Below are 16917 nucleotides of genomic sequence, written 5' to 3' on the forward strand. Positions count from 1 at the left end.
AATTAAGATTTTGATTTTTTCTTGCCTAAAGTAATCGCAAGGGCTAATTCCATAAACTTCCCAAAAGGAGCATGTAAGAAACTTGGGAAATTCCAGCGGCCCTGATCAAAGATACCTTTTGCATGGCTCATAGAACGGAAACCTTCAATTCCATGATAAGCACCCATACCACTTGGACCGATGCCTCCAAACGGCAGATCGTCTTGTGCCACATGGATTATGGTGTTGTTAATACCAACGTTACCTGAAGTCGTACGTCGTAGCAGTTTTTTGCAATCTGCATCTTTTTCACCAAAATAATATAAGGCGAGTGGACGGTCTCGTTCATTGATATAGCTAATCACTTCATCAATATCACGATAGGTACGTACGGGTAGAATTGGGCCAAAGATTTCTTCTTTCATAATTGCATCATCATCTTTTGCTCCTACAACAAGTGTTGGAACAAGAGTACGAGTACGATTCTTTGCCGATTCAGGTTTGATTCCTAGTTCAATGATTCGTGCGCCATTTTGTTTTGCACTATCAAGTAAGCCTTGTAAACGAGCATAATGACGTTCATTGACAATGGAAGTATAGTCATCACAATCTGGTCCGTTTGGATAGAATCGAGAGACGGTCGCATTGTATTCTTCAATAAATGCTTCTAAATCATCTTCATGAACAAGAGCATAATCTGGAGCAACACACGTTTGTCCACCATTGGATAATTTTCCATAGGCAATACTGGTCATGGTTCTCGAATTTACGTGGCCTCGACCTACAATAGCTGGGCTTTTACCACCTAATTCAAGAGTGAGCGGAACTAGGTTATCACTTGCCGCTTTCATAACTTTACGGCCTACAGGCGTGCTTCCAGTAAACAATAAATGGTCGAAAGGCAGCGTACTAAATTCAGCACCAACTTCAGGCCCGCCCAAAACAACCGCAACTTCTTCGATTGAGAAGTTCGCTGCAAGCATGCGTGAAATCACTTCACTTGTTCGAGGCGTGAGTTCTGATGGTTTAAGCATTGCTCGGTTACCAGCAGCAATAGCTGTAGCAAGCGGAATAAGTGTAAGAGAAATAGGATAGTTCCAAGGAGCCATGACTCCAATAACTCCCTTAGGTTGATATTCTATGTGAGCACTAGCCGAGCGATAGAATAAGCTGACATGACGCTTTTCTGGCTTCATGAAACGTCGTAAATTACGCGTTAAATAATCGATGGACTGGATGATACCAACAAGTTCCATCACATCTGTTTCATGATATGAACGGTGTCCAAAGTCTTCACTTGCAGCAACTTGTAATTCACTACGATATTCAATGATCGCAGCACGAAGCTTTGCGAGATTTGCTTTACGCTGTTCAAGTGTTGGTGGTTCAGCTTTCAAAAAAGCTTTGCGTTGTCGAGAGAGTATCTCTGATACATCTACCGTGCTGCTTACTTCATTGAGAGTGTTCATCTTAAACCTCATGATTTTTGGGCAGATAAACTGCTACTAATTTGGAATTTGGGATATTTAAACAGCCTCAAAAACTATTCCTGCATGTTTGGATAATCGTTGAATAAACCGATCATCAAACATAGTGGCTGGTGTCCAAAAACCACCTTTACGGCCAGTTTTTTGTCCATTTTCAACGTGATCAATTGCAAGACTAAGTACAGCTTGGCCTAACATTTTTCCTGTTGAGCCATAACCTGGATCTTGATCACCCGTTACTTTAATTCGTAGGCTTTTACCGTCATTGGTTTTACCTAGAAAACGTAAATCAAAACGTCCAGTAAGTTGCTGTTCAGGTGTTGGTCCTTCACCAGATTTAGGCAAAAGATAATGTTCCATTATTTGGCTAATTGGCTTGTTGACAGCCGCAAGCATAAAAGCCCCTAAACCTGCGACAATACCAATTGCTTTTAAACGGCCTTTAAAACCTTTTCCGGTCAGGATGGCTTCGTTATAAGTAAAATTGTGCCCATATGCTTTACCAGATAAGGCATTGGAGCGATGGACAACCCTTTCATTGATAGCGGCCATGACAAATGGAGCAATCCATGTGTCGAAATCAGAATCAAATCTTGCTGCTTTTACATAATCTTGCTTTTGAATAAAACTATGGTTTTTAGGACAAATTGAATAAGGATTAATAAGGTCTTTACGTAATGCTGGGTCAGCAGCAGCTTCTTGAATAACATTAATTAAACTTGCGACAGTCCCACCAGAAGCACCACCTTTTAAGGTTTTTACACGCATTTTGACTTGAGTGACAGGTTCACCAAATTGTTTTATTGCTTGCTGTTGAAGATAGTAAACGCCCATATCTGATGGAACTGAATCAAAACCGCAGCAATGAACAATACGTGCACCTGATTGTTGAGCTTGAGATTCATATTTCTCTATCATTTTTTTAATCCACTGAGTTTCCCCAGTGAGATCACAGTAATCTGTACCATTGGTTACACATGCTTTGATTAAGGGTTCACCATAGAGTGCATATGGCCCAACCGTAGAAACAATAACGTGTGTTTGGGAACATAAATTATTGAGTTCTATTTCATTTGTGGCATTGGCTACAAGAATCGGTAAAGATTGAGCAGATGGACCAAGAGAATCTTTCACCTCTTGTAATTTCTTTTGAGACCTTCCTGCTATTGCCCAATTTAACTGTTCATTGTGTGTAGAAAAGTATTCCACTAGATATTTTGTGAGAATCTTTCCAACAAAACTTGTTGCACCAAATACAACCAGATCATAATTTGTATTGCTCATTGCTTAACTATCCCAAGCTGGTTAAATAGCTGATTTTTTTAAAGCTTAGTCGGTAGGTTTAACACTACCTGAGCATCATCAATAACATCGAGGCGAAGAATAGTAGAAGCACCTAACTGATCTAAGAGCTGGCTCACATGGCCTCCATGGCGTGTCACTTTTACCTTTCGCGGAAAGAGTTTTTCACCAAATGAGAGAATGTTGGTTTGAACTAAAGTTTGATGCCATTCTCCATCCACTGAATGCAACATTGTAGTTTTACCCATGCGCGATTCAGATTTAACTTGCCTTAAACGAGGAGTTGCGGTTGTGAGACTTACATCTAATTTGTTGTACGTTGAAAGTGCTGCTTCAACTTTCTTGTTATTAATTTTTACATCAATTTCAGCTAGCCATTTTGGTAATTGATAACCATATACTCCGCGCACTCGGGCAATTTCTGTGTCGACAGGTAAAGCTAATACGTGTGCGTAAAAATGACGTTTACGAATAGAGTTAATCAGCTCTAAGGCATGAGGGCCATGGGCTTTAGGTTTACGAACTACAATAGCTACAGATGCTTCATTATATGGATCGTTATCACAAACAGAATAAGTAAAGAAAGTTAGGGCAACTAATCCATAGCCAGGAAAAGCTTCTAATGGTACTAAAGGAGAAGGTAATTTTTTCTTTAAGAGCTTAATTGGAGCAAGCATCAAAACTTGTACATTGCCGCTACGATAATAAAAATTTGGTGCCCAAACAGGACCAACTCTTGATTCAACTAATTTTTTTGGAATACTACGGAAAAAATCTATATTTCCAGCTGCAGGATCTTTTGCAACCTCATTCAGATCAGGATTCATACGAAAGCGATCATAATAGCCATCTTTGGGAACTTTGACTTTTTGTTGACCAAATTCAACTTCAGTAAACTGTTTATTTGTATTCATATTAGTTAACCTTTACATTGATTAAACCACTCAGACAACTTGTATAAGAACAAGGCCATTACGAGGTATGAGATCACTATAAGGTTAAAGTTTGCTTTAATGTCAAGTGGTTTTTTAAGACTTCTGGTTCGGTTAGTACAAAAAAATTAAATAAATTTATAGTTAAAACTGATATTTACATTTCTAAACAGTTGTTATTAAGAAAAACCTTGACCTTGAAGTTAACTTTAAGGTTACTATGATTTTAAAGCTTTATCAAAGTCATCCTTAATATATTTCTTTTAATAAAGCTTTGAAGAAAATTAAAGCACAACGAATTAATCCAAAGTGTAAACATTACACAGGAGTAACAAAAATGGGATATGTAACTACAAAAGACGGCGTTGAAATTTTTTATAAAGACTGGGGTCCAAAAGATGCTCCTGTTATTTTCTTTCATCATGGTTGGCCTCTAAGCGCAGATGACTGGGACGCTCAAATGCTTTTTTTCCTAAAAGAGGGTTTCCGAGTAGTTGCTCATGATCGAAGAGGCCATGGTCGTTCAACTCAAGTCTGGGATGGTCATGATATGGACCATTATGCAGATGACGTTGCTGCTGTGGTTGAGCATTTAGGTGTACAAGGCGCGGTGCATGTAGGGCATTCAACAGGTGGTGGTGAAGTAGCGTATTACGTTGCTCGTTATCCTAATGACCCTGTAGCTAAAGCTGTTTTAATTAGTGCCGTTCCTCCACTCATGGTAAAAACTGAAAGTAATCCAGATGGTTTACCAAAAGAAGTTTTTGATGACCTTCAAAATCAACTTTTTAAAAATCGTTCACAATTTTATCACGATGTACCAGCAGGTCCATTTTATGGATTTAACCGCCCAGGAGCGAAAGTATCAGAGCCTGTGGTGTTAAATTGGTGGCGTCAGGGCATGATGGGTGGAGCAAAAGCTCATTACGACGGAATTGTTGCCTTCTCTCAAACAGATTTTACTGAAGCTCTCAAAAAGATCGAAGTTCCAGTTCTTATCTTACATGGTGAAGATGATCAGGTGGTTCCTTTTGAAATTTCAGGTAAAAAATCTGCGGAACTCGTTAAAAACGGTACTTTGATTAGTTATCCAGGATTCCCTCACGGAATGCCAACTACAGAAGCAGAAACAATTAATAAAGATCTTTTAGCATTTATTAGAAGTTAAGTTTAAAAAAGAGGGCAGCCAAAATTGACTGCCTTTTTTATATTGATTCGATTGATTATTTTTCGGGTGCATATTAATGAATGACGATACTAAAAAATGTCCTTTTTCCCAACTTACTACTGATTTTGGGGCTCCAGTTGTAGACAACCAGAATAGTATGACGGCAGGTGCAAGAGGCCCTCTACTTGCTCAAGACTTATGGCTAAACGAGAAATTAGCTAACTTTGTACGTGAAGTAATTCCAGAACGTCGTATGCATGCAAAAGGTTCAGGTGCATTCGGTACTTTCACTGTGACTCATGATATTACTCAATATACCCGCGCTAAAATATTTAGCGAAATTGGTAAAAAAACCGAAATGTTTGCTCGATTTACCACAGTAGCTGGTGAACGTGGAGCTGCAGATGCAGAACGTGATATTCGCGGTTTTGCTTTAAAGTTTTATACAGAGGAAGGTAACTGGGACATGGTGGGGAATAATACACCTGTGTTCTTCTTACGTGATCCACGTAAATTTCCAGATTTAAATAAAGCAGTAAAACGCGATCCTAAAACTAACTTGCGTAGCGCAACAAATAACTGGGATTTCTGGACTTTATTACCTGAAGCTTTACATCAGGTCACTATTGTCATGTCTGATCGAGGTATTCCTGCTTCTTACCGCCATATGCACGGTTTTAGTAGCCATACCTATAGTTTCATCAATAGTGCGAATGAACGTTTCTGGGTGAAATTTCATTTCCGGACCCAACAGGGAATTAAAAATTTAACAGATGCCGAAGCTGGTGAATTAGTGGGGCATGATCGTGAAAGTCATCAACGTGATTTATTCGATGCGATTGAACGAAAAGATTTCCCTAAGTGGACTTTGTATGTACAGGTAATGCCTGAGCAAGATGCTGAAAAGGTTCCATATCATCCATTTGATTTAACAAAAGTCTGGCCTCATGGAGATTATCCATTAATTGAAGTGGGTGAGTTTGAGCTGAACCGGAACCCTGAAAATTTCTTCTTAGATGTTGAACAATCTGCTTTTGCACCAAGTAATCTGGTTCCTGGCATTAGCGCTTCACCAGACCGCATGTTGCAAGCACGTTTATTTAACTATGCTGATGCTCAGCGTTATCGTTTAGGTGTGAATTATCAGCAAATACCTGTAAATGCAGCGCGTTGTCCAGTTCATAGTAATCACCGTGACGGTCAAGGACGCATTGATGCCAATTATGATGGTCTTCCACATTACGAGCCAAATAGTTTTGGACAATGGCAAGAGCAGCCTCAGTACAAAGAACCACCGTTAAAAATTAATGGGGATGCTGATTTTTGGAACTATCGTGAAGATGACAATGATTATTTCAGTCAACCTCGTGCTTTGTTTGAACTTATGATTCCTGAACAACAACAGGCTTTATTTGATAATACTGCACGTGCAATGGGCGATGCTCTTGATTTCATTAAATATCGTCACATTCGTAACTGTTATGCATGTCATCCAGCTTATGGTGAAGGTGTCGCTAAGGCTCTTGGTCTGACAGTTGAAAATGCCCAATCAGCTAGAGAGACTGATCCTGCGCGTGGTTTACCTAGCTTTCTCTAAGGTCTAAAATATTCAAAAAGATAGCTTTTATACAATATAGTGCACATTACTTTATAAAATTAACTTTTAAATGACTAATATAGTTTTAATTTGAAGGTATATAGGGAAAATGGGAGGTAAGACCCATTATCCCTATACTTAATTTATATGTTCACTAATCTATTTTTTTATCATTTATCCATTCAGCATATTGCTTTGCATAATAGCTAACAATCATTGTTGCCCCAGCACGTTTAAATCCGATTAAAGTCTCATATACAGTTTGTATTTCATCTAAAGCACCTGCCAAAGCAGCAAATTTAATTGAGGCGTATTCACCTCCAACTTGATAAACTGCAAGGGGGCGATTTGTTCTATTACGTAATTTACTTAAAATGTCTAGGTAAGGTGTCCCAGGTTTAACCATTAAAATATCTGCACCTTCTTGCTCATCATAATCTCCTTCGATTAATGCTTGATATGCATTATGAAAGTCAGCTTGATAAGTTTTTCTATCACCTTTTAACTGAGAATCAACAGCGGAACGGAAAGGGCCATAGAAAGCAGAGGAGAATTTTATAGTATGCGCTAATATACCAACGTGTTGGAAACCTGCATCATCTAATCCTTTTCGAATAGCAAGAACTTGGCCATCCATCATAGCGGATGGTGCTAAAATATCAGCACCAGCTTTTGCAGCAGTAACTGCTTGTTTTTTTAAATTTTCTAGTGTTTTATCATTATCGACTGTTTCATTGCACACTACACCATAATGCCCATGAGAAGTGTATTCACAAAAACATATATCTGGAATCACAATCATATCCGGACATGTTGTTTTAATGATTTTAATCATGCGACTAAGTAAACCGTTTTCACACCACGTATCTGTACCTTCTTCATCTTTATTATGTGAAATACCAAAAGGCATAACAGCTCGTATTCCTAATTGATAAAGTTCTTTTATTTCTTCACCTAATTCTGTTTCAGAAAACGATAGAGACCAGGTAAAGTTTTTATTTCTTGCCTTTTGGTTAAATTTTCTTCTACAAAGATGGGGTAAATTAATTCATTTAAATGGATGTTTGTTTCTTTAACCAAATTTCTAACATTTGTATTTACCCGTAATCTTCTTAAATTCATCATAATGATCTTACTTAATAAAAACAGTTCCTAAAGTTTAAAGAATTAAAATTAATTAAATATTAAATTATGTAAATTCAGCTATTTATTTATTGATTTCCAGAATAATTATTTTTTATAAAAAAAATATTGACATTAAAGTAGGCTTTAATCTTAAAGTGTATCCATAATGAATGAGGCTACAAAAATGAAAGTATTTGAAAAACTGATTTTCCCTAATGGCTCACGTATTCCGAATCGTATTGCAAAAGCTGCAATGGAAGAAAATATGGCAGATATTAACCATGCACCATCAGAAGAGCTTATGCGTTTATATCAGGCATGGGCGGATGGTGGTGTCGGGTTGATCATCACTGGTAATGTGATGGTTGATCGCCGAGCTATGACTGGACCGGGCGGAGTGGTGCTAGAAGATGAAAAATCTTTGAGCATTTTCAAACGTTGGGCACAGATTGGACGTTCCAAAGGAGCACAGGTTTGGTTGCAGATCAACCATCCTGGGCGTCAAATGCAGTCAAATTTAGGGCAGCAAACTTGGGCACCTTCCGCAATTGCTTTAGATTTAGGAAAAATGTCAAACCGTTTTAATACGCCAATAGAAATGACAGAAGACATGATTCAAGAGGTGATTAGACGTTTTGCGAATACAGCACTTTTAGGTGAAAAGGCAGGATTTACTGGTGTAGAAATTCATGCTGCACATGGGTATCTATTAAGCCAGTTCCTTTCACCTTTAAGTAATAAGCGTCAAGATCGTTGGGGAGGTTCATTAGAGAACCGAGCCCGAATTTTAATTGAAATTGTTAAGGCTGTAAGGTCGGTAGTTTCTGCAAAATTTGCAGTTGCAATTAAACTAAATTCAGCTGATTTTCAGCGTGGAGGTTTTAGTGCGGAAGACGCGCAACAAGTCGTTCTAATGTTAAATGAATATTCTGTTGACATGGTTGAACTTTCTGGTGGTAGTTATGAAGCCCCAGCCATGCAGGGGCAAGCACGTGATGGTCGTACTCTAGCTCGTGAAGCTTATTTCTTAGAATTTGCGCAAGAAATTCGTAAAGTTGCAAAAATGCCAGTGATGGTTACAGGTGGTATTCGTCGTAAACAAGTGGCAGAGCAAGTAGTTGAAAGTGGTGTTGATATGGTAGGTATTGCTACTGCTTTAGCAATTAATCCTAATTTACCAAGTGAATGGAAAAATGGAGCAAACTCAGCTCCTCAATTAAAACCAATTCAATGGAAAAATAAGACATTAGCTTCTCTCGCTAATATGGCGACAGTTAAATACCAATTACGTAAGCTTAGTCTTGGCAAAACACCAAACCCAGAAATTTCACCTTTATGGGCACTTATTTTACAACAGGCAGCAATGGCACGTCGTACTCGCCAATATAAAGACCAAATGCGTAAATACTCATTTGTATCTTAAATCTGAAGGAGTTGATTATGATAAATGTAAATGATTCAAGCTGGATGATTTATGGTGCAAATGGCTATACAGGAGAACTTATTGCTCGCAAAGCAGTACGACAAGGACTAAAGCCAATATTGGCAGGTCGTAATCGTGCGAAAGTAGAAGCCCTTGCTAGGGAGCTTGGGCTAGAGTTTAAAACATTTGGCTTAGATAATACGGTGCAAGTGAGTGAGCAACTCAAAGGCTTAAAGCTTGTGATGCATTGTGCCGGCCCTTTTTCGGCGACTTCAAAACCAATGATGGAAGCATGCTTAAAAGCTGGCTCACATTATTTAGACATTACTGGAGAAATTGCAGTATTCGAATTGGCACAATCATTAAATGAGCAAGCGCAGGACGCAAATGTGGTTCTGTGTCCAGGCGTTGGCTTTGATGTCATTCCAACCGATTGTGTGGCAGCAAAATTAAAAGAAAACTTACCCGATGCAACCCATCTTGCTTTGGGCTTTGATTCTAAGTCGGGTTTTTCTCCAGGTACTGCAAAAACCAGTACTGAGGGTATGGCAGAAGGCGGAAAAATTCGTAAAGATGGTAAGATTACCAAAGTTGCATTGGCCCATCATGTTCGTAAAATTAATTTTGGTGATGGTGAGAAACAAGCGATGAGTATTCCTTGGGGGGATGTTTCCACTGCATTTTATACCACAGGAATTCCTAATATTGAGGTCTTTGTTCCTGCTCCCCCTAAAATGATCTGTGGTGCAAAAATATTAAACCTTATACGTCCTATATTGAAGTTAGAATTTATACAAGATGTGATAAAAAATCGCATTTCAAAATCTGTTGTTGGACCTGATGAGCAGGTAAGAGCAAATATGCCGACTTATGTATGGGGTGAGGCGAGAAATTCACAAGGGCAGATTAAAACTATTCGTATCCAGACAGATAATACTTATAGTTTAACTATTAATGGCTCTTTAATCATTATTCAATATCTATTAGAAAATAATGTTCAGGGTGGAGCATATACACCTTCAAAGTTAATGGGTGCTGATCTGGTCACTAAAATTCCAGGCTCTAGTCAATTCAGTATTACTTAATTTTATTCAATACAGTATGTTAATCCAGTGTTTGGTACCACTGGATTAATTTTTATTGCCACAATGAATGTTACTTCAGTATTTGTTTGAGATAAATATGAGATTATTACTTTTAAAAATAGCCTTAGTGACTTTGTTTATATCCTCAACTATCAAGGTTCAAGCAGGGTTAACCATCCCTATGGGATTCACAGCATCCGATTCAGTACATACATTCCCAGAAACTTTAAGAAGAGACTTTTGGGAGCAATTAGGAATTAAAGCTGAGGCCAAGGGCACGGCTACACCAATTGATGAACCGAATATTGGGGGAAACCCAACTAAGTTTAATTATCCAGTAACCAGTATTGTGATTGGTTCCAAAATGAAAATTATACTCGGGAGAGCCAAAGGTACAGTGATGGTGTATTCACGTATTGGAGAGGATGGAAACCAGAAGAGTTTGACGTTATCTAATTTTTCAATTGATTATATTCATAATTATGTATTAGCTGATGCAACGTATGGTAAAGATAAGAGAAATTTACAATTACCGATTTTTACATTTAATGTCGAACAACCTTTGAAATTTCATTATCAACTCCCAATTGGTTTTAAAAGTGATGAGAAACTTGATAATTTATATTTAACCCCACAAGCAAAAATCGTCTACCAAGAAGCATTAGATTTACCAGATGCAGCCATACCTTTACTAGAGTTAGATTTTGGTACATTAACTCAAAAATCATCTTCAAAGCTTAGGTTTAAATAATATAATTTAAAAAAAATGAAAATCAATTTATTGTTCTGACATAATATATACATTTATATACACATGTACAGAGTATCTAGAATTTTAAATTTTGTTTAATAAGCTTTTTAAGGCACAATGGTAAATGTATTAATTTTTAGAATATATAAGATAAATAATAAAAGCCCTTTTTTCCACCGATTAGAAGAAAGGGCTATTTAAAAATTATTTTTTAGTTGTAGATTTATCTAATGAAGGATATGGGACAGGCATATTCAATGCTAATTGAGCATCTTTTACTACATCAAAGCGTAGAACCTTATTAGCTCCCAACTCATCAAGCAATTTACTAAGTGGACCCCCATTTTTTACAAGTTGGACATTCTTAGGAAATAGCTTTTGTCCAAATGCAAGTGTGTTAGATTCAACAGAAGTACTGTGCCATTTACCATCTACAAGCTGATACATGGTTTTTGTTTCAATATGTGATTGTGGTTTTACATTTTTAATTTCTGGTAATGGTGCGTTTAAACTTAAGTCCGGTTTGCCATCAGTATTAAAAATGCTAGCTTGAACATTTTTAACACCAATTTTCACATCGATAGGTGTTAACCATTTTGGTAGTTGATAACCATATACACCACGGACACGAGCAATTTCGGTATCTACAGGTAAAGCTAATACATGGCCATAATATTTATGGTTACGCATTGAGCTTAATAATTCAGTGGTATTGAAATGATGAGCACCCGGTTGACGCACTACTATAGCAAGTGATACTTCATCGTATGGGTCAACATCACCAACAGCATAAGAGAAGAATGTCAATGAAACCAAGCCGTATCCAGGGAAGGGCTGTAATGGTTCAAGTGGAGCAGGAAGTTTAGCTTTCAATTTAGAAATTGGAGCTAGCATCAAGAGTTGTACATTGCTAGTACGATAGTAGAAATTAGGCGACCAAACTTTTCCAACTCGAGTCTCTACCAATTTTTTAGGTATGGTACGAAAGTAATCAATATTTCCAGCTGCAGGATCTTTTGCAACTTCGTCTAGATTCGGGTTCATACGAAAACGATCGTAATAGCCACCTTTTGGAACATTCACTTTATATGGCCCAAACTCTACAACAGTTGTTTCCTGTGAAGTACTTGAATTTGATGGTTGTTGTACAGAACTTGAGTTAGTTTCGACTGCTTGAGCTGAAAAACTCAATAATAAACTTACGGATAATGCAGTAACTGTTCGAGGTAGATTAAGCTTGCTGAACATTGATATGTTCCTCCTATAGGCCATGCATTAATGCTAGGATTAAAGTAAGGTTTAAGGTCAAGCTTTTTTTAACAATAAATTAACTGAATTTAGGATCTAAATTAAAAATACTCAAAAAGAGTTTAAGTAACTAGTTCTCTATGAGCTGAAATTAATGAAAATAGAAATTAAGTTTTTCCGGACTTTAAACTTTTTCATTTGTATAGTAAAGGTTTAGTAAACGTTCAGCATTTTCTTCACAAGTAATTTCGTCAGGCTTATTATTAATGGCATTCAGCATTGATGTTAGATTTTGCTTACTGATAAATAGTTTTCTTTCAAAATCCTCTATCTCACGAATTTTGTTTTCAATAATATTTGTAAGTTCATCATGATCCCAACTCACCACATTGGATGGTAAGAAAGCTTTAATTTCATTTAGAGTAAAACCTACTTGCTGTGCTTGCTGAATTAAGATTAATTGCTTTAAATCATTTTCACTATATTCTCTATAACCATTGGCTTTACGTTTTGCTTTTGGCAATAGTTTAATTTGTTCATAATAACGGATAGTTGGCGTACTTAGACCACTACGTTTAGAAAGTTCACTAATATTCATGGTTACTGTTTTCCTCTTGACATTAAAGCAAACTTTAATCTTATAGTGGTTAAAAAGCAAGATCTAGAGCTAAAACTCAATAGTTCAGTATTTATCTCTAGATTAAAAACAAATGGACGAATTAATTTGAAAAAGAGGGAATGAAAATGACAAAACGAATTCTACACATTGTGACAAATGTAGATAAATATGAAAATATCAATCGCCTTACAGGTTTATGGTTGGGTGAACTTACACATGCTTATGATCAATTTGAAAAAAAGTCTTATATACAAGATATAGTAAGTCCAAAAGGTGGGAGGTCTCCACTTGAACCAAAAGCTTTGGGGCGATTGGTTGCCGATGAATCAGTAATAAAAAGAAAAAATGATTCCACATTTATGGCCTTATTGGAAAATACAAGAAAACCTTCAGATATCAATTGGCAAGATTACGATGTGATTTATTACACAGGTGGACATGGTGTAATGTGGGATTTTTTAAATAACTTGGAATTGCAAGAAATCACTAAGAATATCTATGAGAAAGGAGGAATTGTTTCAAGTGTTTGCCATGGATATTGTGGACTTCTAAATGTGTATTTATCCAATGGTAAACGTCTTATTGAGGGGAAAAATTTAACTGGCTTTGCTTGGTGTGAAGAGGTACTAGCGGGAGTTGCAAAGAAAGTACCATACAATGCTGAAGAGTTGGCTAAAGAATATGGTGCAAACTATATGAAAAAATGGCTTCCGTTTGCTCCATACGTAGTGAGAGATGAAAATTTAATTACTGGTCAGAATCCTTTTTCGGCACGTGTAACAGCGCTTTCTATTATTGAGGCACTTGAAGACAAATAATAAATATTTTCATAACAAGTTTATATTTATTTCTTTTTTACTAAATTTCAAATATGAAATAAGTTTCATATTTGAAATGATATTTAATTTTTAAGTATTTGAATCTAAATAAAAAAATAATGGCATGTAATTTGCTCCCATGAAAATAGTTACAAGGAGTGAATAATGAATGCTAATCATATACTGCAATTGAGCGGAATATTGCAGGAGAGTCTAGGGCTAATACCTAATGAAATTCAGTTAAGAAAGATGAGTGGTGGAGCTATCCAAGAGAATTGGTTAGTTCAATCTGAAGATTTTGCTTTAGTACTGAGAAAAAATGCCGAATCTAGTGTAGAAGCTAGTTCAGATCGGGAGCAGGAATTTTTACTTTTAGATCGGTTATATCACTTTGGCATTAAAGTACCAGAACCACTTTATTTCGAGAAGTCACCTAACTTTTTAAATAGTGATTTCTTCATTATGAAAAAAATTGATGGTGTAACAGAAGGCCATAAATTAGTTCGAATTACAGAAGAAGAAAAACGTAAAAAGATTACTCAAGACATTGGCAAGCAACTTGCCTTAATTCACGCCATTCAATCAGATGAAGTATTAGAGAAACTACTTCCTAAGCCAGATAAAGATCAATATTTAGAAAAAAAGCTTACAGGTTTTCTAGAACAACTGGATCACTTAAAAAGACAGCGTCCAATCCTTGAGTACGCCATTCAATGGATGTTTAACAATCTTCCAAAAGTTGATGATTTGGTCTTAGTGCATGGCGATTACCGCATTGGTAACATCATGATTAATGATGATCAAATTTCAGGAATTTTAGATTGGGAATTTACTCAATGGGGTGATCGAAGAGAAGACCTAGGATGGTTTACCTCTAAATGCTGGCGTTTTGGTCAAGATGAAAATATAGCGGGGGGAATAGGTTCATATAAGGACTTTGCGAAAGCTTATGCTGAGATTTCCGATATTTATATCCCTGAATTTGAAATGAAGTTTTGGCATGTACTGTCTCATGTTCGATGGGCAATTATTGCGATGCAGCAGTCTGACCGAAACAACGAGATGGATACTCCATCGCTCGAATTAGCCCTAACGGAATTTTTAGTTCCCCGCCTTGAAAAAAATATCCTGGAAATATTGGGAGAAAAAGAATGAGCGAGCAAAAAATAATTGACCTGATTAAAGCCAGCCAAGCCGTCATTAAGAATGAGCTTTTACCGCAATCGGGCAGTCAGAAATATAACTTGTTAATGCTCATGAGAAGCTTGGAAATTTTGCAGGCTTATATTTTGCAAAAGGATATTTCTACATTGCATCGTTCAGGCATTGTGCAAGATTATTTTTCTTTTCCAATCAAAGATGTTGATGAGGCAATTCAATTGTTTATTAGCGATATTCGTGAAGGTAAACAATCGGATCAAACATTTGAGATATTAAAAACACTTAATTCGGAAGAGTTAAAAATTACTGAACCAAAGGCAGCTCAACATGGATAAATATCGGTTACGAATTTATTTGGTTCGGCATGGACACGTTTCATATTTTGATGCAGATAAGAACCCGATTAATCCTAAGTTTGCGCAGTTATCAGACCGAGGAATAGAGCAAATACAACAATTGGCTCATCAACTACAAAATGTTAATTTTGCAAAAATTTACTCATCTACCATGCCTCGTTCGATTCAAACAGCCGAAATTTTGAAGCGCTATCAAAACGAGCATACACACATTCAATCATTCGATGATATTCGAGAAATAAGAGCGGGACGTTTAAGAGAAATTTCGTTGGATCATGCTGAGCTGGAAATCAAAAAGGCCTATCAGTTCCATAAAAATAATCTTGAATTATTTGTACAAGGCGAAAGTTGGTCGCTTTTTATTGCTCGTGTACTGACATGGTTTGAAAACATGATTTTAACAGCAGACAAAGACCAGAACATCCTGATTTCTTCACACGATATTGTAAATCGAATACTCATTAATTGGGTATATGGACATGACTTTAAAGATGTCTATTCGCAGGAACAAGATTATGGCTGCTTAAATATTCTTGATCTAACGATTGAAAATCAAAAGGTAATAAGCAAACGAATCAAGCTTCAAAATTTCACCCCGTACAATATGATTAAAAATGAGCTATTTAATAGCGCTATGGATGATGTGTATGAAACTTATATCGCGACTCAAGGCTTTAAATTAAAGGAGCTCAACTCATGATCACACTATCTAATGAATTATTAGAGCTACAACAGAAAGTTAGAGAATTTATTCAACAAGAGGTGATTCCATTAGAAAGTGATCCTCGTCAAGATAGTCATGGCCCAAGTGAAGATCTACGCCAAGAATTGGTGAGTCGTGCGCGTCGTTGGGGGCTGCTAACTCCCCATGCAAGTCAAGAAATGGGAGGGCTTGGATGGTCGCATCTGCAAAAGGCTGTAGCTTTCGAAGAAGCAGGATATTCTGCCTTAGGTCCAATCGCTTTAAATATTCATGCACCAGATGAAGGAAATATTCATCTTTTAGATGCTGTCGCAAACGATGCGCAAAAACAAAGATGGTTAAGAAAATTGGTAGCTGGAGAAATTAGATCGTGCTTTGCCATGACGGAACCGGCACCGGGTGCTGGCTCGGATCCATCCATGCTTCAAACAACAGCAATTGAAGATGGCGATGACTATATTATTAATGGGCGTAAATGGTTAATTACAGGAGCCGATGGAGCGAGTGTTGCGATTATTATGGCAAAAATGGAAGATGGCTCCGCTTCAATGTTTCTAACAGACACCAATGTTGAAGGCTTTACATTAGAAAAAAATATGAATGCTATGGACTCATGCTTTTCAGGTGGACACGGCATTTTACGCTTTGAAAACTTACGTATACCTAAAGAAAATGTGTTGGGTGAAATTGGTAAAGGCTTTAAATATGCTCAAGTTCGTCTTGCACCAGCACGTTTAACACATTGTATGAGATGGTTGGGGCAAGCAAGGAGAGCACATGATATTGCTACTCAATATGCACGAGAACGCCAATCTTTTGGTAAGAGATTAGGAGATCATCAAGGCGTTGGTTTTATGCTTGCTGACAATGAAATAGATATTCTAACAACTCGATTAGCCGTTCACTATTGTGCGCAAGTTTTAGATTTGGGTGAGAAAGGAAATTATGAGTCAAGCCTAGTCAAAGTGATGAGCTCTGAAGGTATCTGGCGTGTGGTGGACCGATCAGTTCAGATTTTAGGTGGACAGGCAATGACAGATGAATCAGTAGTCTGCAAGATTTTTAAAGATGCACGTGGTTTCAGAATTTATGATGGCGCAAATGAAGTTCACCGTATGAGCATTGCCAAGAAACTATTAGGGAAGCAGGCATGATAAAACAGG

General features: G+C 37.1%; 15 protein-coding genes and 1 pseudogene. 10 read left to right on the forward strand and 6 right to left on the reverse strand.

The genetic code is table 11. The features are described from left to right. Window positions 1–2 precede the first annotated feature (2 nt). From RMB13_RS09165 to RMB13_RS09175, 3 genes are read right to left on the reverse strand one after another with little or no spacing between them, the layout of a single operon-like run. The gene (locus tag RMB13_RS09165; RefSeq protein ID WP_311085069.1) at window positions 3–1448 is read right to left on the reverse strand and encodes a coniferyl aldehyde dehydrogenase; all 1446 of its coding nucleotides are present in this window, start codon (window positions 1446–1448) and stop codon (window positions 3–5) included. Window positions 1449–1505: 57 nt separating this feature from the next. Further along, window positions 1506–2750: a saccharopine dehydrogenase NADP-binding domain-containing protein gene (locus RMB13_RS09170; RefSeq protein WP_311085070.1), complete on the reverse strand. Its 1245-nt coding sequence runs from the start codon at window positions 2748–2750 to the stop codon at window positions 1506–1508. A 38-nt stretch (window positions 2751–2788) separates the two neighbouring features. Continuing rightward, window positions 2789–3682 (reverse strand): acetoacetate decarboxylase family protein, encoded by an 894-nt coding sequence (locus RMB13_RS09175; RefSeq protein ID WP_311085071.1) that lies wholly within the window; start codon window positions 3680–3682, stop codon window positions 2789–2791. A gap of 355 nt (window positions 3683–4037) precedes the next feature. Between RMB13_RS09175 and RMB13_RS09180 the strand changes: the two genes are divergently transcribed. Both RMB13_RS09180 and RMB13_RS09185 read left to right on the forward strand, forming a co-directional pair. Beyond that, entirely contained in the window at window positions 4038–4868 is an 831-nt protein-coding gene (locus RMB13_RS09180; protein ID WP_311085072.1) for an alpha/beta hydrolase, read from the forward strand. 76 nt (window positions 4869–4944) lie between these two features. After that, entirely contained in the window at window positions 4945–6465 is a 1521-nt protein-coding gene (locus tag RMB13_RS09185) for a catalase (RefSeq protein ID WP_311085073.1), read from the forward strand. 154 nt (window positions 6466–6619) lie between these two features. Here RMB13_RS09185 and hemB read toward each other — a convergent pair. After that, window positions 6620–7590: pseudogene (gene hemB / locus RMB13_RS09190) on the reverse strand (porphobilinogen synthase). Between the two features lie 184 nt (window positions 7591–7774). Between hemB and RMB13_RS09195 the strand changes: the two are divergent. The 3 genes from RMB13_RS09195 (at window position 7775) to RMB13_RS09205 (ending at window position 10849) form a co-directional block, all read left to right on the forward strand. Next, a complete protein-coding gene (locus RMB13_RS09195) occupies window positions 7775–9013 on the forward strand; it encodes an NADH:flavin oxidoreductase/NADH oxidase family protein (protein WP_311085074.1) in 1239 nt (412 codons plus the stop codon). A gap of 17 nt (window positions 9014–9030) precedes the next feature. Beyond that, entirely contained in the window at window positions 9031–10098 is a 1068-nt protein-coding gene (locus tag RMB13_RS09200) for a saccharopine dehydrogenase NADP-binding domain-containing protein (RefSeq protein ID WP_311085075.1), read from the forward strand. 97 nt (window positions 10099–10195) lie between these two features. Beyond that, window positions 10196–10849, forward strand: coding sequence for a hypothetical protein (locus RMB13_RS09205; RefSeq protein ID WP_311085076.1), 654 nt, complete (start codon window positions 10196–10198; stop codon window positions 10847–10849). A gap of 204 nt (window positions 10850–11053) precedes the next feature. Here the strand turns inward: RMB13_RS09205 and RMB13_RS09210 are convergent, their stop codons facing one another. Together RMB13_RS09210 and RMB13_RS09215 are read right to left on the reverse strand one after the other, a co-directional pair. Continuing rightward, on the reverse strand, window positions 11054–12097 hold the full coding sequence (locus RMB13_RS09210) for an acetoacetate decarboxylase (RefSeq protein WP_311085077.1): 1044 nt from the start codon (window positions 12095–12097) through the stop codon (window positions 11054–11056). A gap of 184 nt (window positions 12098–12281) precedes the next feature. Continuing rightward, window positions 12282–12695, reverse strand: a complete 414-nt coding sequence (locus RMB13_RS09215; RefSeq protein WP_311085078.1) for a MerR family transcriptional regulator — start codon at window positions 12693–12695, stop codon at window positions 12282–12284. Window positions 12696–12841: 146 nt separating this feature from the next. On the opposite strand from RMB13_RS09215, the gene RMB13_RS09220 reads away from it, so the two are divergent. The 5 genes from RMB13_RS09220 to RMB13_RS09240 all read left to right on the forward strand — a co-directional run bounded on the left by RMB13_RS09220 (window position 12842) and on the right by RMB13_RS09240 (window position 16908). Further along, window positions 12842–13534, forward strand: a complete 693-nt coding sequence (locus RMB13_RS09220) for a type 1 glutamine amidotransferase domain-containing protein (protein WP_311085079.1) — start codon at window positions 12842–12844, stop codon at window positions 13532–13534. 165 nt (window positions 13535–13699) lie between these two features. Next, window positions 13700–14689: a phosphotransferase family protein gene (locus RMB13_RS09225; protein WP_311085080.1), complete on the forward strand. Its 990-nt coding sequence runs from the start codon at window positions 13700–13702 to the stop codon at window positions 14687–14689. Further along, window positions 14686–15030, forward strand: a complete 345-nt coding sequence (locus tag RMB13_RS09230) for a hypothetical protein (protein ID WP_311085081.1) — start codon at window positions 14686–14688, stop codon at window positions 15028–15030. The genes RMB13_RS09225 and RMB13_RS09230 overlap by 4 nt, the downstream gene beginning before the upstream one ends. Continuing rightward, window positions 15023–15751 (forward strand): histidine phosphatase family protein, encoded by a 729-nt coding sequence (locus RMB13_RS09235; protein ID WP_311085082.1) that lies wholly within the window; start codon window positions 15023–15025, stop codon window positions 15749–15751. Before RMB13_RS09230 ends, RMB13_RS09235 begins: the two co-directional genes overlap by 8 nt. After that, window positions 15748–16908, forward strand: a complete 1161-nt coding sequence (locus RMB13_RS09240; protein ID WP_311085083.1) for an acyl-CoA dehydrogenase — start codon at window positions 15748–15750, stop codon at window positions 16906–16908. The genes RMB13_RS09235 and RMB13_RS09240 overlap by 4 nt, the downstream gene beginning before the upstream one ends. The last annotated feature ends 9 nt before the right edge of the window (window positions 16909–16917 follow it).

The sequence above is a fragment of the Acinetobacter sp. V102_4 genome (assembly GCF_031799005.1).
GTDB lineage: Bacteria > Pseudomonadota > Gammaproteobacteria > Pseudomonadales > Moraxellaceae > Acinetobacter > Acinetobacter calcoaceticus.